Source organism: Pectobacterium sp. CHL-2024, from assembly GCF_044751765.1.
Taxonomy (GTDB): Bacteria; Pseudomonadota; Gammaproteobacteria; order Enterobacterales; family Enterobacteriaceae; genus Pectobacterium; species Pectobacterium brasiliense.
Genome location: NZ_JBIXKO010000008.1, coordinates 188,115 through 210,991 on the forward strand (window position 1 = coordinate 188,115; position 22,877 = coordinate 210,991).

Below are 22,877 nucleotides of genomic sequence, written 5' to 3' on the forward strand. Positions count from 1 at the left end.
GAAGACAATGAGTTTTGAGGGGAAAATTGCACTGGTTACCGGTGCAAGCCGTGGTATTGGGCGTGCCATCGCCGAGACGTTGGTTGCCCGCGGGGCAAAAGTCATTGGTACCGCAACCAGCGAAAAAGGTGCTGAAGCCATTAGTGGCTGGCTGGGTGAGAACGGTAAAGGTTATATGCTGAATGTTGCTGATGCAGCATCAGTAGAAAGCGTATTAGCAGAAATTCGCGCAGAATTCGGGGAAATTGATATTCTTATCAATAACGCGGGCATCACCCGTGATAACCTGCTGATGCGTATGAAAGATGATGAGTGGCACGATATTCTGGATACCAATTTAACGTCGGTATTCCGCATGTCTAAAGCAGTGATGCGTGCCATGATGAAGAAACGTTTTGGCCGGATCATTACCATCGGTTCTGTTGTGGGAACGATGGGCAATGCAGGACAAGCTAACTACGCGGCAGCGAAGGCGGGACTGATTGGATTCAGTAAATCCCTCGCGCGTGAAGTGGCTTCTCGTGGTATTACGGTCAACGTTGTCGCGCCTGGTTTTATCGAAACAGATATGACTCAGGCATTGACAGAAGAACAGCGAGCAGGCATTTTGACGTCGGTTCCAGCTAACCGACTCGGTGATGCTAAAGAAATCGCCAGTGCTGTTGTATTTTTAGCCTCTGATGAAGCTGCTTACATTACTGGCGAAACATTGCATGTCAATGGCGGCATGTATATGATCTAAAAAGCTCGAAAACTATTTGCATTATTTGCGGTGATAACCGCAAAATAGCACAAAATCGTGGTTCGACCAGCCGAGATTTTGTTGCATCTTTTCAAACATTTTATACACTACGAAAACCATCGCGAAAGCGAGTTTTGATAGGAAATTTAAGAGTATGAGCACTATCGAAGAACGCGTTAAGAAAATCATCGTTGAACAGCTTGGTGTTAAGCAGGAAGAAGTCGTAAACAATGCTTCTTTCGTTGACGACCTCGGCGCTGATTCTCTTGACACTGTTGAGCTGGTAATGGCTCTGGAAGAAGAATTTGATACTGAGATTCCAGACGAAGAAGCTGAAAAAATCACGACTGTTCAAGCAGCCATTGATTTCATTCAGGCTAACCAGCAGTAAGCGAACATATCTAGGCGGTCACTCGACCGCCTAAGTTTTTTTGTCCCGCAGTGTCTTTTTTCCCTCCCTGGAGGATAAGCGTGTCTAAGCGTCGAGTAGTTGTGACCGGACTGGGCATGTTATCTCCTGTCGGCAATACAGTTGAGTCTACCTGGAGTGCTCTTCTTGCCGGTCAGAGTGGTATCAGCCTGATCGACCATTTCGATACTAGTGCCTACGCAACGCGTTTTGCTGGCTTAGTAAAGGATTTTAATTCTGAGGAATTCATTTCGCGTAAAGAAGCTCGCAAAATGGATGCCTTTATTCAATACGGTGTTGCTGCTGGCGTTCAGGCCATGCAGGATTCCGGTTTGGAAGTAACGGAAGAGAACGCTCCGCGTATTGGTGCGGCGATTGGTTCCGGCATCGGTGGTCTGGGTCTTATTGAAGAGAACCATACTGCGCTGGTGAACGGTGGCCCGCGTAAAATCAGCCCGTTCTTCGTGCCGTCAACCATCGTCAATATGGTGGCTGGGCATCTTACTATTATGTACGGACTGCGTGGCCCGAGCATCTCTATTGCTACGGCCTGTACGTCTGGCGTGCACAATATTGGTCAGGCCGCTCGCATTATTGCTTACAACGATGCGGATGTGATGTTGGCCGGTGGTGCAGAAAAAGCCAGTACGCCATTGGGCGTCGGTGGATTTGGTGCCGCCCGTGCGTTGTCTACGCGCAACGACGATCCTCAAGCTGCAAGCCGTCCGTGGGATAAAGATCGTGACGGTTTTGTACTGGGTGACGGTGCTGGCCTCATGGTGCTGGAAGAGTATGAACACGCGAAAAAGCGCGGTGCGAAAATCTATGCAGAAATTGTTGGATTTGGCATGAGCAGCGACGCGTATCATATGACGTCTCCGCCGGAGAACGGTTCTGGTGCTGCGCTGGCGATGGAAAACGCGCTCCGTGACGCGGGTCTGTCAACGAGCCAGATCGGTTATATCAACGCGCATGGCACCTCTACGCCTGCGGGTGATAAAGCTGAAACACAGGCAGTGAAATCCGTATTTGGTGCAGACGCCAGCAAGGTGCTGGTGAGCTCGACAAAATCCATGACGGGTCACTTGCTCGGTGCGGCAGGCGCGGTAGAGTCTATTTTCAGTATTCTTGCTCTGCGCGATCAGGCTGTTCCGCCAACGCTCAATCTGGACAATCCAGATGAAGGCTGCGATCTGGATTTCGTGCCGCATGAGGCGCGTCAGGTCAGCAACCTGGAATACGTACTCTGCAACTCTTTCGGCTTCGGTGGAACCAACGGTTCTCTGATCTTCCGTAAAGTTTGATTGCGATAGCGTTTTAAAAAAACCCGGCCTCCGGGTTTTTTTTTGCCTGCGTAAAATCAGACACGCCTGCTTGTCTGCAACGCCGCTTTGCTGGCAAGCTGACGACGATGAATGATGCGGAGCTTATTATGCTGTGGATTAATGGTCAGTTACAGGAACAGCTTTCGGTACTCGATCGGGGTACACAGTACGGTGACGGCTGTTTTACGACAGCCAGAGTATGCGATGGCGAGATTGTCTGGCTTGATCGACACGTCGCGCGTCTGCAACAGGCCGCTACGCGCTTATTATTTCCTACGCTTGATTGGGAAAGTTTGATCGCTGAAATGAAACAGGCAGCACTGGGACAAACGGACGGCGTAGTGAAAGTGATGCTCACGCGGGGTGTCGGTGGGCGTGGCTATAGTGCCCAAGGCTGCACGCAACCAACCCGGGTCGTCATGCCGCTAAGCTATCCTGCGCACTATGCCGGCTGGCGTGAGCAGGGTATTAGCCTGAATCTCAGCCCTGTGACGCTAGCGAAAAATCCGCTGCTGGCGGGCATAAAGCATCTGAATCGGCTCGAACAAGTGCTGATCCGCGCGCATCTTGACCAGACCTCAGCTGATGAGACCCTCGTGCTTGACACTTCTGGTACGCTAGTGGAATGCTGTGCCGCGAATTTATTCTGGCGTAAAGGGCACCGGGTCTATACGCCGGATTTATCCGAGTCAGGAGTGGATGGTGTTGCTCGACAGCATATTATCGCCTTGCTGGCAGATTCTGATTTCGAGCTACAGATCGTCAGCGAACCCTTGACTGCACTGTCCGATGCGGACGAAGTGCTGGTTTGCAATGCATTAATGCCGATCGTCCCTGTAAATCAGGCGCACATCTGGCGTTATCACTCCCGAGAGCTTTATCAATTTCTAAGTCCTGACTGCTAGTAGATGGTTGATTTATGAAGAAAAAGAAAATTGGTTTGCTGATTATCACTGCCGTTGTGCTGATATTACTGGTCGCATGGCAGAAAATGCAGCGTTTTGCTGATTCTCCATTGGCTATCGAAAAGGAAACTATCTTTACGCTTCCGGCTGGTACGGGAAGAGAAGGGCTGGAAACGCTGCTTCTCGATCAGAAAATTATTACTGATGACACATTTTTTCCGTGGCTGCTGCGTTTTGAACCTGAATTGGCAAAATTCAAAGCGGGTACGTATCGCTTTACTTCGGGCATGACCGTGCGCGAGATGCTGGCGCTGCTGTCCAGCGGAAAAGAAGCGCAATTTTCCATCCGTTTTGTCGAAGGCTCACGCTTGAAAGAGTGGCTGGTCACGCTGCAACAAGCACCTTATATCAAGCATTCACTGGCCGATAAAACCGAACAGGACGTCGCCACCCAGTTGGAAATCAAAGATAAGACGAACCCGGAAGGCTGGTTTTATCCTGATACCTATTCATACACGGCAGGTACGAGCGATATCGCCCTGTTGCAGCGTGCGCATCAGCGCATGAAAAAAACGGTGGATGAGGTCTGGAAAGGGCGTGAAGAAGGATTGCCGTATAAGACACCGGACGAATTACTGACGATGGCGTCAATCATTGAAAAAGAAACGGCGATCAATGAAGAACGTACTCAGGTCGCCTCCGTTTTTGTCAATCGCTTACGGCTTGGTATGCGCTTGCAGACTGACCCTACAGTGATTTATGGCATGGGTGATGACTATAAAGGCGTGATAACCCGTAAAGCATTAGATACGCCGACGCCTTACAATACCTATGTCATCTCCGGCTTGCCGCCGACGCCAATCGCGATGCCGGGGAAAGCCTCATTGGATGCGGCTGCGCACCCAGCCAAAACGTCATACCTGTATTTTGTGGCAGATGGAAAAGGTGGACACAGTTTTACCACTAACCTTGCAGACCATAATCGTGCTGTGAGGGTATACCGCTCAGCGTTAAAGGAACGGGATGAACAGTAAATTTATCGTCATTGAAGGATTGGAAGGCGCAGGGAAGACCACCGCACGCAATATCGTCGTGGAAACGCTGCGGTCACATGGTGTGAAAGACGTGGTGTTCACGCGAGAGCCAGGTGGTACGCCGCTGGCAGAGAAACTGCGTGAGCTTATCAAGCAAGGCATAGCCGATGAGAAGGTCACTGACAAAGCAGAAGTCCTGATGTTATACGCGGCCAGAGTACAGTTGGTGGATAACGTCATCAAACCGGCGCTGGCGAATGGAAACTGGGTCATCGGCGATCGTCACGATCTCTCTTCACAGGCTTATCAGGGTGGTGGACGTGGGATCGATCAGCAACTTCTCCGCTCACTGCGCGATACCGTGCTGGGTGATTTTCGGCCTGATCTGACGCTCTATCTTGATTTGCCGCCAGCCATCGGGTTGCAGCGCGCGCGTCAGCGCGGCGAGCTGGATCGAATTGAGCAAGAGTCGCTGGCTTTCTTTGATCGCACCCGTTCCCGCTATCAGGAACTGGCGGCGGAGGATGACAGCATCCTGACGATCGATGCCTCACAGCCTATTGATGCCGTTAGTGCGGATATTCAGGCGACGTTACAGCAATGGTTGCAGCAACAAGGGTTGCAGCCTGTTGCGCAGGGGCAGGGCTGATGGATTGGTATCCGTGGCTGAATGCATCCTATCGGCAACTTATCGGCCAATATCAGGCGGGCAGGGGGCATCATGCGGTGTTGCTGCATGCGCTGCCGGGCATGGGCGATGAGTCGCTGATTTATGCGCTGAGCCGTTGGCTGATCTGCCAGCGGCCTGATGGGATGAAAAGCTGCGGCAAGTGTCACTCTTGTAACCTGATGACCGCAGGAACGCATCCAGACTGGCATGTGCTGAGCCCAGAGAAAGGCAAGCAAAGCCTGGGCGTCGATCCCGTGCGTGACGTCGTGGAAAAAGTGTATCAACACTCCCGACAAGGCGGAGCAAAAGTGATCTGGCTGGCTGCCGCTGAGCAACTGACAGAGGCTGCCGCCAATGCGCTGCTGAAAACGCTGGAAGAACCGCCGCAGAATACCTTCTTTTTATTTGGCTGCCGTGAACCAGCCCGGTTATTGGCTACTTTGCGCAGCCGTTGTTTGTATCATTATCTGGATGTTCCAAATGAGACGCAGAGCGTGCTGTGGCTGAATGCTCGCCATCGCCATGACAGCAAGGCATTGCGCACGGCATTGAGATTGCAATCGGGCGCGCCGCTAGCCGCCGAGGCGTTATTGCAGCCAGAGCGTTGGAAACAGCGTAGCGCGCTGTGTCAGGCGTTTTCTGCTGCGCTAACTTCGCGAGATCAGCTCTCATTGATATCACAGCTAAATCATGACGATGCGGATGTTCGTATTCACTGGTTGGCTGCGCTACTGCTGGATGCCATGAAATGGCAGCAGGGCGCGAATGAGCATTTAGTGAATCAGGATCAGATTGAACTGGTTGAGCGTCTGGCGCGCGAACCTTCCGCACATTTGCAGTATGAGCTGCAACAGTGGCTGGCTTGTCGGCAAAAATTGCTGACCGTCACGGGGGTAAATCGTGAACTGCTGCTGACGGAACGCCTGCTTGATGGAGAGCGCACGCTTGCTTCATCGGTTAAGCGCGACATCCCCCCTTTTTCTGTTTAATTACTATCGAGTAAATATCATGTTGTTAGTGGATTCCCACTGTCATCTTGACGGTTTGGATTATGAGTCATTGCATAAAGACGTCTCCGACGTGCTGGATAAAGCGAAAAGCCGTGATGTCGGTTTCCTTCTGGCGGTGGCGACAACGCTGCCTGGCTATCGTGCCATGGTGGAGCTAATCGGCGAGCGCGATAACGTGGCCTTTTCCTGCGGCGTTCATCCGCTCAATCAGGAAGCCCCTTATGATTATGCCGAGCTGCGTGAACTAGCCAGCGCCAGCCGTGTGGTGGCAATGGGGGAAACGGGTCTGGACTATTTCTATCAGCAGGAGACGAAAGCCCAGCAGCAAGCGTCGTTTCGCGAACACATTCGTATAGGAAATGACCTGAACAAACCAGTCATCGTGCATACGCGTGCTGCCCGTGAAGATACGTTGGCCATTCTACGTGACGAGCAGGCGGAGAAATGCAGCGGCGTTCTGCACTGTTTTACGGAAGATTTGATCACGGCAAAAGCGCTGCTGGACATGGGGTTCTATATCTCGTTTTCTGGGATCGTCACGTTCCGCAATGCAGAAGAACTGCGTGACGTCGCGCGTTATGTGCCGCTGGATCGGATGCTGATTGAGACGGATTCCCCTTGGCTCGCGCCGGTTCCGTACCGAGGTCAGGAAAACCAGCCCGCATACGTACGCGATGTAGCAGAATATCTCGCTGTACTGAAAGGCACATCGTTGGAAACCCTCGCTGCCGCCACGACAGAAAACTTCTCCCGCCTGTTTCACATCGATCCGGCTCGGTTGACCGCCGCGCAATAGTGGCTGAAAATAGCCGAGTTTTTTTTATCCGTGTAATTAATAGCGCTTCATCATCCCCTTGATTAGGTTTTTCCTCTTCAGGGGGACGTGTTTTTTAGCGATATATCACAGAAAAGTGCAATATCTGTTCGATCTCAGCCTGCTGGCTTGTGGAAACGTGATAGCAATCAAACATTGTGAACGCTATTTATTTTACTCTGCGTAAAAATTAAAGGGGGCTAAGACACCCCAACTCGCAAAGGCCATCCTCCCCGTCTTTGCTTATATGAAGTATCAGAAGTAAAAGCACTATTACTCAGGAGCACACTCAATTATGTTCAAGAATGCATTCGCAAACCTGCAAAAAGTAGGTAAGTCGCTAATGCTGCCCGTATCCGTACTCCCTATCGCAGGTATCCTGCTGGGTGTCGGTTCGGCCAATTTTAGCTGGTTGCCTGAAATTGTCTCCAGCGTCATGGCACAGGCCGGTGACTCGGTGTTTGCCAACATGCCGTTGATTTTTGCTATTGGTGTTGCCCTGGGCTTCACTAATAACGACGGTGTTTCCGCACTGGCGGCGGTGGTGGCTTATGGCATCATGGTCAAAACCATGGCCGCGATTGCACCGCTGGTTCTTAATCTACCGGCTGCCGAGATTACGGCGAAGCATCTGGCGGATACCGGTGTTCTGGGCGGGATCATTGCCGGTGCGATTGCCGCGTATATGTTTAACCGTTTCTACCGCATTCAGTTGCCTGAGTATCTGGGCTTCTTTGCCGGTAAACGTTTTGTGCCGATTATTTCCGGCCTGACGGCGATCATTACCGGTGCTGTGCTGTCTTTCATCTGGCCACCGGTCGGTAGCGCTATCCAAACGTTTTCACATTGGGCTGCGAATGAGAACCCGATGTTGGCATTCGGTATTTATGGGGTCGTTGAACGCTCTCTGGTTCCGTTTGGTCTGCACCATATCTGGAACGTACCTTTCCAAATGCAGGTTGGTGAATTCACCAATGCGGCGGGTCAGGTTTTCCACGGTGATATCCCACGTTACATCGCGGGTGACCCGACTGCGGGTAAACTGTCCGGCGGTTTCTTGTTTAAAATGTACGGCTTGCCAGCTGCTGCTATTGCTATCTGGCATTCAGCGAAGCCAGAAAACCGCGCGAAAGTGGGCGGCATCATGATCTCTGCGGCGCTGACCTCGTTCCTGACGGGTATTACTGAGCCAATTGAGTTCTCCTTCATGTTTGTTGCGCCGATTCTGTATGTGATCCATGCGATTCTGGCGGGTCTGGCATTCCCAATCTGTATCCTGTTGGGCATGCGTGATGGCACAAGCTTCTCTCACGGTCTGATCGACTTCGTGGTACTGAGCGGCAACGGTAGCAACCTGTGGCTGTTCCCGATTGTGGGTCTGTGCTATGCGCTGATTTACTACACCATTTTCCGCGTTCTGATTGCCAAACTGAATCTGAAAACGCCAGGCCGTGAAGATAGCGCCTCTGAGCAAACCTCACAGGACAGCACTGAAATGGCTGCCGCACTGGTTAGCGCATTTGGTGGTAAAGAAAACATCACTAACCTGGATGCGTGCATCACCCGTCTGCGTGTTAGCGTAGGCGATGTGGCTAAAGTTGATCAGGCTGGCCTGAAAAAACTGGGCGCAGCAGGTGTGGTTGTGGCAGGTTCCGGTGTTCAGGCTATTTTCGGTACCAAATCCGATAACCTGAAAACCGACATGGACGACTACATCCGTAACCACTGATGTGTTGTTGGGGAGTGGTAAAAAGGGGCGAAAGCCCCTTTTTTTATGGTCAGAACCGCCTTATTCCTCTTCCTGAGACTGCCGGGCGTAAACCACCAGACGCAGATGGCGATCTTCATCGATGGTTAGCGAAGTATGTTCGAAAGCTTCAGCCTTGCCGTCGATCATCAGTTGCCGCACGCCGCTGCACGGAGCGTGTACCTCATGCTGCCGCCACCACGTTTTGAAATCTGGCGATACCCGCTCCAGCTCGTCCACCAGTTCATGAATGTCCGCTTCCTGCGTCGCACGTGCGAAATCGCGGCGAAAACTCGACAGCATCTGTGGAGCCTGTTGCTCCCAGCCGATGAATCGCTCATGCAGTAACGGGTCGGTGAACAAGAGCCAGAGCAGATTACGTCTTTCGGAAGGATGGGCGTCGAAGCTGAAAAGCTGATTCGCCGATTCATTGAAGGTCAGCACATCCCAGCGCAGATTGAGGATATAGGCCGGATGCGGAGCCAGATCGTGCATTAGACGCCGTACCAGCGGCGGCACGACGCACCACGTCTTACCCGGTTCGGCAGGCGGTCGCTCATGCGCCAGCAGGAACAGATGACGACGTTCAGCGGCATCGAGTTTTAGCACTCGCGCCAGACTGTCCAGAAATGCCGCCGACACACCGATATCACGTCCCTGTTCGAGCCAGGTGTACCACGTCAGGCCAACGCCAGCCAATGCCGCCACTTCTTCGCGTCTCAGCCCCGGCGTGCGCCGTCTTCCTCCGCTAGGCAAGCCCACGTCGGCGGGTGACACCCGTTCACGGCGCGCACGCAAAAATGCAGCCAGATCGTGGCGAGTTCTTTCCAGTGTTCGCATCGTTTACCGCATTGCTTTTAGTAATAGCATAAGTAGTTAAATTGTAATTGTTTAAAAAGGATTTGAGAATGGCGGCGTCATTATTTTCGATACGCAACTTCTCGATATGCAAGGAGACACAAGATGAACTCAAACTATCGCGCGTCGGCATTGCCTGCGCCAGCCGTCAACAGCCCGCCATGGCTTGGCCTCTCTGTGCTGCTGATGGCCGGTTTTGTCACGATCTTCGACCTGTTCGTGGTCAATGTCGCGATTCCCAGCATGCAGGCCGATCTGGGTGCTAGCTTCGCGCAAATTGGTTTCATCGTAGCGGGTTATGAACTGGCTTTCGGCGTACTGCTGATTACGGGCGGGCGGCTGGGGGATGTATTTGGTCGACGTCGTCTGTTTGTGGTGGGCATGGCCGGGTTTACGCTCGCCTCTGCGCTGTGTGGTTTAGCGCCCAGTGCGGGGTTTCTGATCGGTGCTCGCATTTTGCAGGGACTTGCGGCCGCTTTACTGTTTCCACAGGTTTATGCCTCTATTCGCGTCAATTTCGACGGTGACGATAGTCGCTGTGCCTTCGGTCTTCTGGGAATGACGCTGGGGCTCGCTGCTATCGCGGGTCAGATACTGGGGGGATGGCTGGTGCATGCCAATCTATTCGGGCTGGGCTGGCGCAGTATCTTTCTTATCAATGTACCCATTGGCCTGCTGGCTATCGCGGCTGCACGATTTATTCCTGAGTCCCGGACGCCGCAGCGCCCTTCGCTGGACTGGATGGGTGTAGCGTTGGTCAGCGTTGGGCTGACGCTGCTGCTGGTGCCGCTGATTGAAGGGCCGGGACAAGGGTGGCCAGCATGGAGCCTGTGGATGTTGGCCACCGCAACGCTCTTGTTAGCGATGTTTTACCGTCAGCAGGAACGTCGACAGCGAGCGGGGTATCTTCCGCTGGTGGATATGCGTCTGCTCCTACAGCGCCGTTTCCTGCTGGGCGTGTTGCTGGTGCTGCTGGTGTATTCCACATCCAGCTCATTTTTCCTGTGTTTTGCTTTGCTGGTGCAAACAGGGCTGGGACTTGATCCTTTCCTTGCAGGCAGTATTTTCGCGCCGTGCAGCGTGGGTTTCGTTCTGGCATCGCTGGCTGCACCTCGTCTGGTTGCCCGCTGGGGCACGGTTGCTATCGTCGCGGGGGCGCTGGTTTATGCTGTCTCGATCGGCCTGTTGATTATGCAGGTTCAGCTAGCGGGGGCCGATCTGGTGGCCGTTCGGCTGATCCCTGTGTTGGTGGTGGTCGGGGCAGGTCAGGGCTTCATCATGACGCCGCTGTTGAATCTGGTGTTGGGCTTTGTGGATGAGGTTCAGGCGGGTATGGCATCGGGCGTGATCTCGACGGTTCAGCAGGTTGGGGCGGCGCTGGGTGTGGCCGTGGTGGGCATTCTGTTTGGTACTGCACTGGCGACAGGCGATGACGCAGTTGCACAAGCGGGCCAATACGTTTCAGCCTTTGTGGCGGGAATGCTCTACAACCTGATTGCTGCGCTGCTGGTTTGCATCCTGTTGCTGATGCTGGTGAGAACGCAGCGGTCTCTTAATTGATGGGAAGGCCCACACACGAATTTTCGATGGATGATGCGAAATCCTTACCGCAGGGGCGGTAGCGCCGCTATTTTCGGGAAAAGGCTGGCGTATTTCTGGTTTTTACTGGGAGTCGTATTTTAACCACCCGCACCAGAAATAGACGAAGAAGGTTGAAAGAAATGGAATATGTCACTCATACTGCCTACATGACGTCGTTCAACGCCAGCTTTAACAAGGAAATCAATCATGGCTGAAGAAACCATTTTTAGTAAAATCATCCGCCGGGAAATTCCTGCCGATATCGTGTATCAGGATGAACTGGTCACCGCCTTCCGTGACATCGCGCCTCGCACGCCAACCCATATTCTGATCATCCCGAACGTCTTGATCCCGACCGTTAACGACACGGCCCCCGAGCATGAAGCTGCGCTGGGACGTATGGTGACGGTCGCGGGTAAAATTGCGCAGCAGGAAGGTATTGCAGAAGACGGCTATCGCCTGATCATTAACTGCAACCGACACGGCGGGCAGGAGGTTTATCACATCCATATGCATTTGCTGGGTGGTCGCGCATTAGGGCCTTTGCTGGCGAACTAGATCTTATAAAACCAGACCCTATAGAACCAGGTTCGATAGTCGTGGTTAGACTATCGCGCGAGAAAACCATCATGCGAGAACATCATGCGTAACCCGATGCTTTTTCTGTCCGCGTGTTTGATGGTTGGGCTGCTGGCGGGCTGTAGCGCGCCAAAAGTACTGACCATCAATGAACGGCAAACGCTGGTACTAGATGCACCGGTGCTATCGGCCGGTATTACCGCGGGGAACCCGTCGCTGGATTCAGAAAATGGCCGGCTGCGCGCGTCTTCCGCTGTCAGCAACGACGCTTCACACGCGGTGACCGTGCATTACCGTTTCTATTGGTATGATGAAAACGGGCTGGATGTGCTGCCTTTTGAAGAGGTACAGTCCATTGAAATCCCGCCACAGACGGAAATGACGGTTTTTTCCACGCGCAGCAGTCCCAATGCGCGTCAGGTCCGTCTTCATCTGTTTTTGTAATGGTGTGCAGAGAGAGAATATATGAAAAAGTATCTAGGGGTGATGCTGGCGACATTGGTACTGACAGGGTGCCCCAGCCATCCGCCGGAACCGACCGAACCGCCTGCGACGATTGAGCCCGTTGAGCCGCAAGTGCCGACTACGCCAACGCCGCCGCCGGGTGAATCTGTACCGCAACCGCCAAAAATCCAGACGTTGAACTGGGAAGCCAGCATTAATCCGCTGGTGGCGCAAATGCTGAAAGCCGATGGCGTCACGCCGGGCAGTATCCTGCTGGTGGATAGCGTGAAAAACAACACCAACGGCTCACTGCCGATAGCGAAAGCGACAGGGGCGCTGTACAGCGCGTTATCCTCCGGTAAAGCGTTTACGCTGGTGCCGCGTGAGCAGTTGGCTGCCGCGAAACAAACGTTGGGTCTGTCGGTTGATGACAGCTTAGGATCGCGCAGCAAGGCGATTGGTCTGGCACGTTATGTCAGCGCGCAGTATGTGCTGTACAGCGACGTCAGTGGTGATGTGAAATCGCCGCAACTCGACATGCAACTGATGCTGGTGCAGACCGGTGAAATTGTGTGGTCAGGTAATGGCGCCGTTCAGCATTAAGCAGGCAGGCATCCAGCAGCAGCTGACTGCGACTATCCAGAAGCATTTCCCAGCTGTGGAGATGGCGGATATTCGCTTTGAGCTGGTGGGGGGCCTGAGTAGTAAAAGCTGGCGTATCCGTGGGCCGGACATCGAATGGCTTGCGCGTCGGCAGTCGCCAACCGAGCGGAAAATGGGCGTCGATCGCCAGCGCGAATTCGCCTTGCTGCGGCAGATGTCGGCGATAGGTCTTGCGCCACGGCCGCGACTGTGGCGTGACGGCTGGCTGATTGTTGAGTGGGTACCGGGGCGCATTGCCACTTCTGATGAGTTCCTGATGATGCTGGCTAATGGCGAAGTGGCTCGCCTGTTGTCTCAGCTTCATCGCCAGCCGCGTAGCGGTCATCCTCTCGATCTCAAAGTGCTCTTCGCGCAGCACTGGCAGTTGATGGATCCGCGCCGCCGTTCGCCCGCGTTATTGCGTGCCCACCATTATTTTCAGCGTGCGGCGCTACCCACGCCCTTGGCGCTAGCGCCTCTCCACCTCGATGTGCATGCTGAAAACCTGCTGATTACCCCACAAGAAACGATGCTGATTGACTGGGAATATGCCTCAGATGGTGATATTGCCTTTGAACTGGCGTTCATTGTGCGAGCCAGTCAGATGGACAGCATGGCGCAAACGCATTTTCTACAGAGCTACCAGCGACATCGGCGAGGGTTTTCCGTGAGCCGCCTCCAGCAACAGATGATGCAGTGGTTCCCCTGGGTCGATTATCTGGTATTGATGTGGTTTGAGGTTCGCTGGCAGCAAACGAAGAACCCTGAATTTTTAGCGGAAATTCCCGCGCTCTATCATCGGCTACAACAATATCATTGGCTATAGTCATGCTATCGGCTATAGCCAGGCTGACGGTATGGCTTGTGTGGTAAAGATCGTTTCATTAAGCAGTACACTTTAAAGAATGAGGTTTTTGTGGGTCCGGTAATGTTAGACGTTGCCAGCTATGAGCTGGATGCAGAAGATCGTGAAGTGCTGGAACATCCGCTGGTTGGCGGCGTGATTCTGTTTACCCGTAATTTTCATGATGCGGCGCAGTTACGTGAATTAGTGCGTCAAATCCGCGCGGCGTCGCGCGAGCGCCTTGTGGTGTCCGTGGATCAGGAAGGCGGACGGGTTCAGCGTTTTCGTGACGGGTTTACTCGTCTGCCTGCCGCGCAGGCGTTCGCGGCATTAAACAGCGAGTCAGAAGCCCTGCGTTTGGCGGAAGAGGGCGGCTGGCTGATGGCGGCAGAAATGATCGCCATGGATATCGATATTAGCTTTGCGCCAGTGCTGGATATCGGCCACCAGAGCGCAGCGATTGGTGAGCGTTCATTCCATGCCAATCCAGAGACGGCGCTGGCCGTAGCGCAGAGTTTTATTCGCGGCATGCACAGCGCGGGTATGAAGGTCACGGGTAAGCATTTCCCCGGCCACGGTGCGGTCAGCGCCGATTCACATAAAGAAACTCCGCGCGATCCGCGTCCGCTTGCAGAAATTCGCGCACACGACATGCTAATTTTTAAAGAACTGATCCAGCGCCAGCAGTTGGATGCCATCATGCCTGCCCACGTGATTTATACGGAGGCCGATCCGCATCCAGCCAGTGGTTCACCCTATTGGCTCAAAACGGTGCTGCGTGAAGAGCTGGGTTTTGATGGCATCATTTTCTCCGACGATCTCTCGATGGAAGGTGCCGCTGTGATGGGCAGTTATCCCGAACGGGCGCAGGCGGCGTTGCAGGCAGGATGTGACATGATTCTAGTTTGCAATCATCGTGAAGGGGCGGTCAGCGTGCTGGATAACCTGTCCCCGGTCAAAGCGGATCAACTGACGCGCTTATATCATCAGGGTTCGTTTTCTCGTCGGGAACTGCTGGATTCGCCACGCTGGAAGCAGGCGAATCAGGCGCTCACATTGCTCAGCGAGCGCTGGCAGGCGCATAAAAATGGCGAGAAATAGGCAACTTAGTCTGCGGTGAGGATGAAAGATGATTATCTATTTACACGGTTTTGACTCGACAAGCCCCGGCAACCATGAAAAGGTCCTACAGCTTCAGTTTATTGATGAAGATGTACGATTGATTAGCTACAGCACGTTGCATCCGCGTCATGATATGCAACATCTGCTAAAGCAGGTGGATAAGACGATTCAGCAGTCTGATGACGATCGTCCGCTGATCTGTGGCGTGGGGTTGGGGGGCTTCTGGGCCGAACGCGTCGGTTTCCTGTGTGATATACGACAAGTCATCGTTAATCCTAACCTTTTCCCGCAGGAAAACATGTGCGGGAAAATCGATCGCCCAGAAGAGTATCTGGATATCGCCACGAAGTGCGTGGCGAACTTTCGTGAAAAGAACCGCGATCGCTGCATGGTGATGCTTTCCCGTCAGGATGAAATGCTCGACAGCCAGCGTAGCGCGCAGACGTTGGGAGCGTATTACGAGATCGTCTGGGATGATATTCAGACGCATAAATTCAAAAGCATCTCCCCCCATTTACAGCGAATAAAAGCCTTCAAAACGCTCGGTTAACCCTGCGTTAGCGATGACCTGTTCATCGCGGCTGTCGTTCCTTCTGATACCCTTGTTTGAGGGGGAACAGGAGGAATGACGCAATTTATTTACTTTCCTTAGTTCATCCAGCGCCGCAGATGCACACGATTCAGCATTTTCTCTTCGCGCGGATTTCTGCTAATTCACTGAAATAAAGATGGAATTTTCTCGCTAAAAACCTGCCTGACAAAATAAATTGATATATATCAATTTTGGTATGACCAAATAACCTAGCGTGCTATTCTTGCAGCAGATATCAGGCTTAACTTACGCGAACCCTATGTTATATAAGGATATTATTTTTTACTCTTTATTAACGATTGGTTCACATTTTAGGGGGTCATTTTGACATCACCAACCAAAAAAATTGTCATTGTCGGCGGGGGAGCTGGCGGACTTGAACTCGCAACGAGTTTGGGCCACAAGTTAGGACGCAAGAAAAAAGCGGAGATTACGCTGGTGGATCGTAACCATAGCCACCTGTGGAAACCGCTGCTGCACGAGGTGGCGACAGGCTCGCTAGACGACGATATGGATGCGCTGAGCTATCTGGCGCACGCCCGCAATCACTATTTCCAGTTCCAACTGGGCATGCTGACGGATATCGATCGTGAAGCGCAGCAGATTCAACTGGCTGAAGTGTGTGACGAGCAAGGCGATGTGCTGGTTGCCGCGCGTCGTATCCCGTATGACATTTTGGTGGTGGCATTAGGCAGTACCTCAAATGACTTTGGTACGCCGGGCGTGAAAGATCACTGTATTTTCCTGGATAACCCGAAACAAGCCCGCCGTTTCCATAATGAAATGCTGAATTTGTTCCTGAAATTCACGGCAAATCAGGAAGAAAAAGAGCGCGTGAACATCGCGATTGTGGGCGGCGGCGCGACAGGCGTCGAACTGTCTGCGGAGCTGCATAACGCGGTGAAACAGCTGCACAGCTACGGCTTTGACGGGCTGGATAACCAAACGCTGAATGTGACACTGGTGGAAGCGGGCGAACGTATTCTGCCTGCGCTGCCGCCGCGTATTTCAGCGGCTGCACATCAGGAACTGAACAATATTGGCGTCCGTGTGCTGACGAAAACCATGGTGACCAGCGCAGAAAGTGGCGGTCTGAATACCAAGGACGGTGAATTTATCGAAGCCGATCTGATGGTTTGGGCGGCGGGTATCAAGGCACCGGATGCGATGAAAGAGATTGCGGGTCTGGAAACGAACCGGATTAATCAGTTAGTGGTTGAGCCGACGTTGCAGACGACGCGCGATCCCAACATTTTCGCCATTGGCGACTGCGCCTCCTGCCCGCAGGAAGGCGGCGGTTTTGTACCACCGCGCGCGCAGGCCGCTCACCAGATGGCATCACGTTGCCACAGCAATATCATCGCATTGCTGAACGGGCAAACGCTGAAGCCTTACGTCTATAAAGATCACGGTTCGTTGGTTTCGCTGTCTAAATTCAGTACGGTTGGCAGCCTGATGGGGAACCTGATGCGGGGCTCCGTAATGGTAGAAGGACGGATTGCACGTTTCGTGTATATCTCCCTGTACCGCATGCACCAGGTTGCTCTGCATGGCTATGTTAAAACAGGCCTGATGATGCTGGTCGGTGGGATCAACCGGGTGATTCGACCGCGTCTGAAGCTGCATTAATCCATCTTTGCTGACCTCTTTCTGATACGGGCATGAACGCAATTTCATGCCCGTATTCTTTTCTGCCAGCGACTATCTTATTCTTACTCAGTAGCCCTCTCTTTCCGTCAATCTACTCACAACCCCCTGTTTCTGAGCCGTAGTGCGATAGGCTACTTCGCTGATATGGCAGTATAAAATATCGTCCTATTACCAATTCCAGTTAAGATAATTCCCAAATGACGCTTTTATGTTACGAATCTGACACTTTTGGTCAATTAGTCTTATTGCGAGAGTGCGAAACATTGTGCAGACTTTCCACTGTTTACAGATGGCGTAGCACGCACGCCAAAAATTCTGAATGCTGATATTCAGAAGGAACCACCGGATTCATCGCGTTAAACGCGAGCTGGCGTAAAACAAGATTTACGACAGGGTTGCAGGTGGGGAATGCGTGAGAATAGATTCGGGAGGTATCCTGTGAACAAATCAATGTTAGCGGGTGTAGGTATTGGTGTGGCTGCTGCATTGGGTGTGGCGGCGGTGGCGAGTATGGATGTATTTTCCTCTAAACCTCAGTTTGCACAGGTGCTAACAGCAACACCAATTAAAGAAACGGTCAAAACGCCTCGTCAGGAGTGCCGTAACGTGAGCGTGACGCATCGTCGTCCGGTACAGGATGAAAACCAGATTGCTGGCTCGGTACTGGGTGCCGTAGCGGGTGGTGTTCTGGGTCACCAGATTGGTGGCGGACGCGGTAAAGATATCGCGACGGTAGCGGGCGCGTTGGCAGGTGGTTATGCCGGTAACCGTGTACAAAGCGGCATGCAGGAAAATGATACGTACACGACGCAGCAACAGCGCTGTCAGACGGTGTACGACAAATCACAAAAAGTTCTGGGTTATGATGTCACTTATAAAATCGGCGACCAGCAGGGTAAAATCCGCATGGATCGCGATCCTGGTACACAAATTCCAGTAGACCGAAACGGGCAATTAATCCTGAATCAGCAGAGTTAACTGACCTTTAACGTCTACGGTTTGCGCCGACACCTCTCTAAAAACCGCGAGACACCTGAAGAAGGTGCTCGCGGTTTTTTCATTCTCTGTTCTTTCTGCTTATAGGATCTTCCTGCTTTCGGTTAGCTTCATGCTAAGGGATAGCAGCAAGGCGGTCGCAGCGAATCCCCCCGCGAGCCAAAGTGTCGCGATCGGGCCTGAACTATCCACGGCTTGACCACCGACCCACGATCCGAGCGCGATGCCAACATTGAAAATGCCGACATACAGCGCGGAGGCGATCTCCACGGCGCGCGGGACGGCCTTCATCATCCATGTCATCAAACCGACGGACACGCCGCCGTAGGCCAGTCCCCAGACGAGCAGCGCCACGCCGCCGCCGAAATGCGAACCGCCGATGGTCAGGAATAGTACCGGAGTCAACAGCAGCCCCACCGCGATGACTATCAAGGTGAACGCCGTGCGCCGCGCGGCGATGATGCCCGCCAGAAAATTACCGACGATGCCTGCTATGCCATAGGCGAACAGCAGTGCACCGATCCATCGTGCATCGAATCCCGATACCGATAGCAGCAGCGGCCGAACGAAGGTAAAGGCCATGAAGTGTCCGGCCACCAGCAACAACGTCAGGATTAGCCCGATTTGTAGCTTACGGTTGCTCAACTGCTCACCGAACTGGCGCACGGTGACGGAATGGGCAACGGGCAAGGCAGGAATAACCGCGAGGTGAAGCACGAGCACTAGCCCGCTAAATACGGCCATGCAGCCGAAGGCCCAGCGCCACCCGGCGAGATCGCCGATCAGTGCGCCGAACGGCACACCCAGCACGGATGCCGCTGCGACACCACCAAAAATGATGGATGTTGCCAGACCGATGGCGTGCTCGGGAACGAGTCGGGCCGCCAGACCACCGGCAATCGCCCAGATACCGCCCATGCAGAAACCGACCAGCACGCGCGCAGCCAGCATCCAGCCGATGTCTGGTGCCAGTGCCGAAGCAATGTTGGCGATAACCAGCAGCGTCAGCAGTCCGCATAGGATCCTGCGTCTATCCATGCCGCCGGATGCGATCACCACCAGCGGGGCGAATAGCGCAGCCAGCAGCGCGGGGAGTGAAATCATCAGGCCGGCGGTTCCGGTAGAAGTATGTAGCGTCTCGGCAATCGGTGTTAGCAAGCCGACTGGAAGCATTTCCGTCGTGACGACAGAGAAGGTTGCAAGGCCGACGGCGACAACGGCCAGCCAGGAATGCTGTGCAGCAACACCCATAGGGATAGAGGAAGACGTGTTCATGGTTCAGTCCTTAACAGGGGGAAGCAGGCGATGTGTAACCGTCAAACGGTATGGGGAAGAGGAGAAGGCGTCGTCCGTAGGCGTTGGTATCCCCACAGCGCAACCAGCAGCACCAACACGCCAGCGCATAGCGCAACGGCAAATCCGGCTCGGGCACCGCTGTCATCAACGACGTAGCCTGATACCGCTGCGCCCAGCGCCACGCCGACATTCAGCCCCGCCAGCAGCCAGGTCATGCCCTCGGTCAGACGGTGCTCGGGCACCAGACGTTCGACCAGCGACATCGCCACGATCATGGTGGGGGCGAAGAACAGCCCGGCGATCAGCACGGCCGCAGCCAGCGCGGGAATACTGCCAACCAGCAGCAGAGGCAACGTGGTGACTGCCGTTGCTAAACCGCCCAGCAATAACAGTTGGTGCAATGCGGTTCGCAGCTTGAGAGCGCCGAACACCAGCCCAGCCAGGCATGAACCGACCGCATAAGCCGACAACACCAGACTGGCCGCCGCTGGCTGACCATACTGCTCAGCGAAGGCGACGCTGACGATATCCACGGTTCCGACGATAACGCCCATCGCGACCATCAACAGCGCCAGCAAACACACGTTTGCTTGTTTGATCACCGAGCCCGAACGATCTGTGCGGACATCCCATGCTTCTACCGGCGGTTCGGTGCCGCGCTGTGTCGTCACCAACGCAAACACGCCAATAATCAGCAAGAGCGCCGCGGCCAGCGGGCCAGCCTGAGGAAACACCGCGACGGACAGCCCGACAGCCAGCGGTGGTCCGGCGATAAAAGTGACTTCATCGAGCACGGTTTCCAATGAGTAGGCGGTCTGCAAGCGAGGCTGGCCGCGATAGATTGCCGTCCAGCGTGCTCTTACCATCGCGGACATGCTGGGCATGAAACCGGCCAGCAAGGCACCGATGAATAAGCTCCAGTCAGGCGCTTGCCACCAGGTGCTGGCGAGCAGAAGCAACATGCCGATCGCGCTGACGGTGGTTGCCATCGGCAGTACGCGGCCTTGCCCGTGGCGATCGACCAGACGGGAAATCTGCGGTGACAGCAGTGCGTAGGTCAACACAAAAGTGGCGGAGACAGCCCCCGCCAGTGCATAGTTACCGCGCAGTTGCGACAGCATGGTGATAATGCCAATGCCCGTCATGGGCAGCGGAATCCGCGCCAACAGGCCAGCCAGTGCAAAGCTTCTGGTACCTGGCGCGGCGAAAAGTTCTCGATAAGGGTTAACCATCTCATTCTCCAAAGTGAATCCACTTGCCACCACGTGGCGACACAGCGACAATACATACAGAGCGTATGAATAAAAGCATATATTCATACGGGATGAATGTAAATAATCATACGATGTGTATGTAAGGATGTGCCGATGGTTCGTCGTACCCGTGCTGAAATGGAAGAAACCCGCGCTACGCTGCTGGCGACTGCCCGTAAGGTCTTTAGCGAGCGCGGCTATGCCGACACCTCAATGGACGATCTCACCGCACAGGCGAGCCTGACTCGTGGTGCGCTTTATCACCATTTCGGTGACAAAAAAGGGCTGTTGGCGGCGGTGGTGGAGCAGATTGACGCCGAGATGGATGAACGGCTGCAAGTTATCTCCGACACCGCTGAGGATGCCTGGGACGGTTTTCGGCATCGCTGCCGCGCTTATCTGGAAATGGCGCTGGAGCCGGAGATTCAGCGTATCGTGCTGCGTGATGCGCGGGCGGTTCTGGGGGGGGCGTCGCCGGATTCACAACGCCATTGCGTTGAGTCGATGCAGCGGCTGATCGACAACCTTATCCGGCAGGGCGTGGTGGCTGATGCCGATCCACAGGCGCTGGCATCGTTAATCTACGGCAGTTTGGCTGAGGCGGCGTTCTGGATAGCGGACGGAGAGGATGGAAATGCGCGGCTGGCACAAGGCGTTGCCGCGTTGGAATTGCTGTTGCGTGGGCTGTTAGTCGAGCCACGGTAGCGATCAAAAGAATAGCCTGACGAGACGCGTGGTTGGCGTCCCGTCTTTGGCTTAACGGCGGAAAATAATCTCTGCCCAGCGCGCCAGTCCGGCTGTAACGGAGCCAAAATCGTTGCCGCTGGCGATAGGAATATCAGGAAGCAGTTGCTGAATAGTCTGACGCAGCAGGGGAGAACGTGCGCTACCGCCAGTCAGGTAGATCACTTCCGGCCGGGTTTGACTGGTTTCTAGCGCCAGCGTCACCTGCTGCTGAATACGCATGAGCGGATTATCGATGGCGGCATTGAGTTCATCAGCATGAATGCGCGTTGCCAGACCTGATTCGATAAAGTGCAAATCAGCTGCCGTTTCCGATTGATTGGACAGCGCAATTTTACTCTCTTCCGCTAATTGAATCAGACGGTAGCTCAGACGCTGTTGCCAGACGGTCAGCAGTCTTTTCACCAGCTCGGGCTGACGGGCATCGCGGATCATTTCGTTGATTAACGCGCGGCTGGCGGTGCTGTGAAACTCTTTTTGCGCCGGAATATCGTTAATCGCGACCGCATTCCACCAGGTCATGATCGGCAGAGCGATGCCTTTTTCTGTCTCGCTATTCATGCCAAGCAGCGGCATCAGCTGTTTGAACGCGAGCATGATGTCCAGATCGTTACCGCCAACGCGGCAGCCGCTGTGTCCTAACAGGCTTTGCGAACGTTCTTGCTGCTTATGCCATTCTGGGCCCATCAGCAGCATGGAGCAGTCGGTGGTGCCGCCGCCGATATCCACGACCAGCACGCGCGTTTCTTTCGTCAGCGTGGATTCGAAATCCAGCCCGGCGGCGACGGGTTCAAACTGAAAAACGACATCTTCAAACCCGGCACGGTGTGCCGCACGGTCTAAAATGCCTTGCGCCTGCTGGTTGGCTTCTTCGCCGCCGATGCTTTGAAAGTTAATCGGGCGACCGATGACGGCCTGACGAATAGGCTGGTCAAGCTGGCTTTCCGCCTGCGTGCGGATGTGCAGCATCATGGAACAGACCAGATCCTCAAACAGCGCAATCTGCTGGGCTTTCAGCCCGACGGCACCGAGGAAAGACTTCGGTGATTTAACGAACCACGTCTCTTCCGGGTCATCCATATAGTGGCGCAACGCATCACGTCCGAATTTCACGCTATCAGCCTGCACGCGAATATCTTCCTCGCGGTTGTAACTGATGGCGCGCTTCAGCAGCAGCGCATTTTCACCTTCAGCATTGACCTGATGGTGTCGCCATAACCACTCGCTAACCGCTTCGCGCACGGGCGCGCACAGCAGGGAAGAAAGATAAGGCGAGCCATTTTCCAGCGACAGGAGCCGTGGCGTACCTTCATCCATAACCGCCACTGAACAGTTGGCTGTACCGTAGTCAAAACCGATAAACATCGTCGTGCCCCATGCCATAAAAAAAGGTGGCGACTTTACTGCGTTACGATGGTGCTTGTAAAGGCGGATGAAGTTAAAGAGACATGTTTGCTGATGAGGTTGGAACCCGCAGATTCCTGTCAGACTGTTGACAAACCTATTTACCGAATGAAAACGGGAGTAACGGAATAGAAGAGTAAAGCGTTTGCGCCATATATGGACGCTCCCGGTTGAACAAGGCATTTTTCAGCAAGATGTAAAATCGGTAACTGCAGG

Annotated in this window: 23 protein-coding genes; 19 read left to right on the forward strand and 4 right to left on the reverse strand. The window is 53.9% G+C overall.

Features of this window, described 5'->3' with window-relative positions:
• Positions 1-7: 7 nt before the first annotated feature.
• From fabG to ptsG, 9 genes are all read left to right on the forward strand, one after another.
• Positions 8-742: a 3-oxoacyl-ACP reductase FabG gene (gene fabG / locus ACIPUG_RS14080; protein ID WP_010276180.1), complete on the forward strand. Its 735-nt coding sequence runs from the start codon at positions 8-10 to the stop codon at positions 740-742.
• Between the two features lie 154 nt (positions 743-896).
• Complete coding sequence (acpP, locus tag ACIPUG_RS14085; RefSeq protein WP_005970506.1) at positions 897-1,133, forward strand: acyl carrier protein; 237 nt, start codon at positions 897-899, stop codon at positions 1,131-1,133.
• Positions 1,134-1,213: 80 nt separating this feature from the next.
• Positions 1,214-2,455 carry a beta-ketoacyl-ACP synthase II gene (gene fabF / locus ACIPUG_RS14090; RefSeq protein ID WP_039467993.1) on the forward strand — a complete coding sequence of 414 codons (1,242 nt, stop codon included), beginning with the start codon at positions 1,214-1,216 and terminating at the stop codon, positions 2,453-2,455.
• Positions 2,456-2,583: 128 nt separating this feature from the next.
• Positions 2,584-3,381 (forward strand): aminodeoxychorismate lyase, encoded by a 798-nt coding sequence (gene pabC, locus ACIPUG_RS14095; RefSeq protein ID WP_320721947.1) that lies wholly within the window; start codon positions 2,584-2,586, stop codon positions 3,379-3,381.
• Between the two features lie 14 nt (positions 3,382-3,395).
• Positions 3,396-4,415, forward strand: a complete 1,020-nt coding sequence (gene mltG / locus ACIPUG_RS14100) for an endolytic transglycosylase MltG (protein WP_039515930.1) — start codon at positions 3,396-3,398, stop codon at positions 4,413-4,415.
• Positions 4,405-5,064: a dTMP kinase gene (tmk, locus tag ACIPUG_RS14105; RefSeq protein WP_039505054.1), complete on the forward strand. Its 660-nt coding sequence runs from the start codon at positions 4,405-4,407 to the stop codon at positions 5,062-5,064. Before mltG ends, tmk begins: the two co-directional genes overlap by 11 nt.
• The gene (holB, locus tag ACIPUG_RS14110) at positions 5,064-6,074 is read left to right on the forward strand and encodes a DNA polymerase III subunit delta' (protein ID WP_400338831.1); all 1,011 of its coding nucleotides are present in this window, start codon (positions 5,064-5,066) and stop codon (positions 6,072-6,074) included. Before tmk ends, holB begins: the two co-directional genes overlap by 1 nt.
• Positions 6,075-6,093: 19 nt before the next feature.
• Complete coding sequence (locus tag ACIPUG_RS14115) at positions 6,094-6,891, forward strand: metal-dependent hydrolase (protein ID WP_039285942.1); 798 nt, start codon at positions 6,094-6,096, stop codon at positions 6,889-6,891.
• Between the two features lie 313 nt (positions 6,892-7,204).
• The gene (gene ptsG / locus ACIPUG_RS14120) at positions 7,205-8,638 is read left to right on the forward strand and encodes a PTS glucose transporter subunit IIBC (RefSeq protein WP_039279798.1); all 1,434 of its coding nucleotides are present in this window, start codon (positions 7,205-7,207) and stop codon (positions 8,636-8,638) included.
• 60 nt (positions 8,639-8,698) lie between these two features.
• Here ptsG and ACIPUG_RS14125 read toward each other — a convergent pair whose 3' ends face one another.
• Positions 8,699-9,496 (reverse strand): helix-turn-helix transcriptional regulator, encoded by a 798-nt coding sequence (locus tag ACIPUG_RS14125; RefSeq protein WP_039285946.1) that lies wholly within the window; start codon positions 9,494-9,496, stop codon positions 8,699-8,701.
• Positions 9,497-9,619: 123 nt separating this feature from the next.
• On the opposite strand from ACIPUG_RS14125, the gene ACIPUG_RS14130 reads away from it, so the two are divergent.
• The 9 genes from ACIPUG_RS14130 (at position 9,620) to ACIPUG_RS14170 (ending at position 17,946) form a co-directional block, all read left to right on the forward strand.
• A complete protein-coding gene (locus ACIPUG_RS14130; protein WP_400338833.1) occupies positions 9,620-11,074 on the forward strand; it encodes an MFS transporter in 1,455 nt (484 codons plus the stop codon).
• Positions 11,075-11,302: 228 nt separating this feature from the next.
• Positions 11,303-11,653 (forward strand): purine nucleoside phosphoramidase, encoded by a 351-nt coding sequence (gene hinT, locus ACIPUG_RS14135; RefSeq protein WP_010276226.1) that lies wholly within the window; start codon positions 11,303-11,305, stop codon positions 11,651-11,653.
• 84 nt (positions 11,654-11,737) lie between these two features.
• Positions 11,738-12,118 carry a YcfL family protein gene (locus ACIPUG_RS14140; protein ID WP_039467971.1) on the forward strand — a complete coding sequence of 127 codons (381 nt, stop codon included), beginning with the start codon at positions 11,738-11,740 and terminating at the stop codon, positions 12,116-12,118.
• Between the two features lie 21 nt (positions 12,119-12,139).
• Positions 12,140-12,721: a penicillin-binding protein activator LpoB gene (gene lpoB / locus ACIPUG_RS14145; RefSeq protein ID WP_014915832.1), complete on the forward strand. Its 582-nt coding sequence runs from the start codon at positions 12,140-12,142 to the stop codon at positions 12,719-12,721.
• Complete coding sequence (thiK, locus tag ACIPUG_RS14150) at positions 12,702-13,586, forward strand: thiamine kinase (protein WP_400338836.1); 885 nt, start codon at positions 12,702-12,704, stop codon at positions 13,584-13,586. Before lpoB ends, thiK begins: the two co-directional genes overlap by 20 nt.
• Before the next feature lie 90 nt (positions 13,587-13,676).
• Positions 13,677-14,705, forward strand: a complete 1,029-nt coding sequence (gene nagZ, locus ACIPUG_RS14155; protein ID WP_071822595.1) for a beta-N-acetylhexosaminidase — start codon at positions 13,677-13,679, stop codon at positions 14,703-14,705.
• 28 nt (positions 14,706-14,733) lie between these two features.
• Complete coding sequence (ycfP, locus tag ACIPUG_RS14160; protein WP_400338839.1) at positions 14,734-15,276, forward strand: alpha/beta hydrolase YcfP; 543 nt, start codon at positions 14,734-14,736, stop codon at positions 15,274-15,276.
• Between the two features lie 366 nt (positions 15,277-15,642).
• Positions 15,643-16,947: an NAD(P)/FAD-dependent oxidoreductase gene (locus ACIPUG_RS14165; RefSeq protein WP_039499002.1), complete on the forward strand. Its 1,305-nt coding sequence runs from the start codon at positions 15,643-15,645 to the stop codon at positions 16,945-16,947.
• Positions 16,948-17,406: 459 nt separating this feature from the next.
• Positions 17,407-17,946 carry a glycine zipper 2TM domain-containing protein gene (locus ACIPUG_RS14170; protein ID WP_010297275.1) on the forward strand — a complete coding sequence of 180 codons (540 nt, stop codon included), beginning with the start codon at positions 17,407-17,409 and terminating at the stop codon, positions 17,944-17,946.
• Positions 17,947-18,045: 99 nt separating this feature from the next.
• Here the strand turns inward: ACIPUG_RS14170 and ACIPUG_RS14175 are convergent, their stop codons facing one another.
• Entirely contained in the window at positions 18,046-19,239 is a 1,194-nt protein-coding gene (locus tag ACIPUG_RS14175; RefSeq protein ID WP_400338842.1) for an MFS transporter, read from the reverse strand.
• A gap of 41 nt (positions 19,240-19,280) precedes the next feature.
• Positions 19,281-20,492, reverse strand: coding sequence for an MFS transporter (locus ACIPUG_RS14180; protein ID WP_400338844.1), 1,212 nt, complete (start codon positions 20,490-20,492; stop codon positions 19,281-19,283).
• A 135-nt stretch (positions 20,493-20,627) separates the two neighbouring features.
• On the opposite strand from ACIPUG_RS14180, the gene ACIPUG_RS14185 reads away from it, so the two are divergent.
• Positions 20,628-21,218 carry a TetR/AcrR family transcriptional regulator gene (locus tag ACIPUG_RS14185; protein ID WP_014915825.1) on the forward strand — a complete coding sequence of 197 codons (591 nt, stop codon included), beginning with the start codon at positions 20,628-20,630 and terminating at the stop codon, positions 21,216-21,218.
• 51 nt (positions 21,219-21,269) lie between these two features.
• On the opposite strand, the gene yegD is transcribed toward ACIPUG_RS14185, so the two are convergent.
• On the reverse strand, positions 21,270-22,622 hold the full coding sequence (gene yegD / locus ACIPUG_RS14190) for a molecular chaperone (RefSeq protein WP_206555098.1): 1,353 nt from the start codon (positions 22,620-22,622) through the stop codon (positions 21,270-21,272).
• Positions 22,623-22,877: the final 255 nt, after the last annotated feature.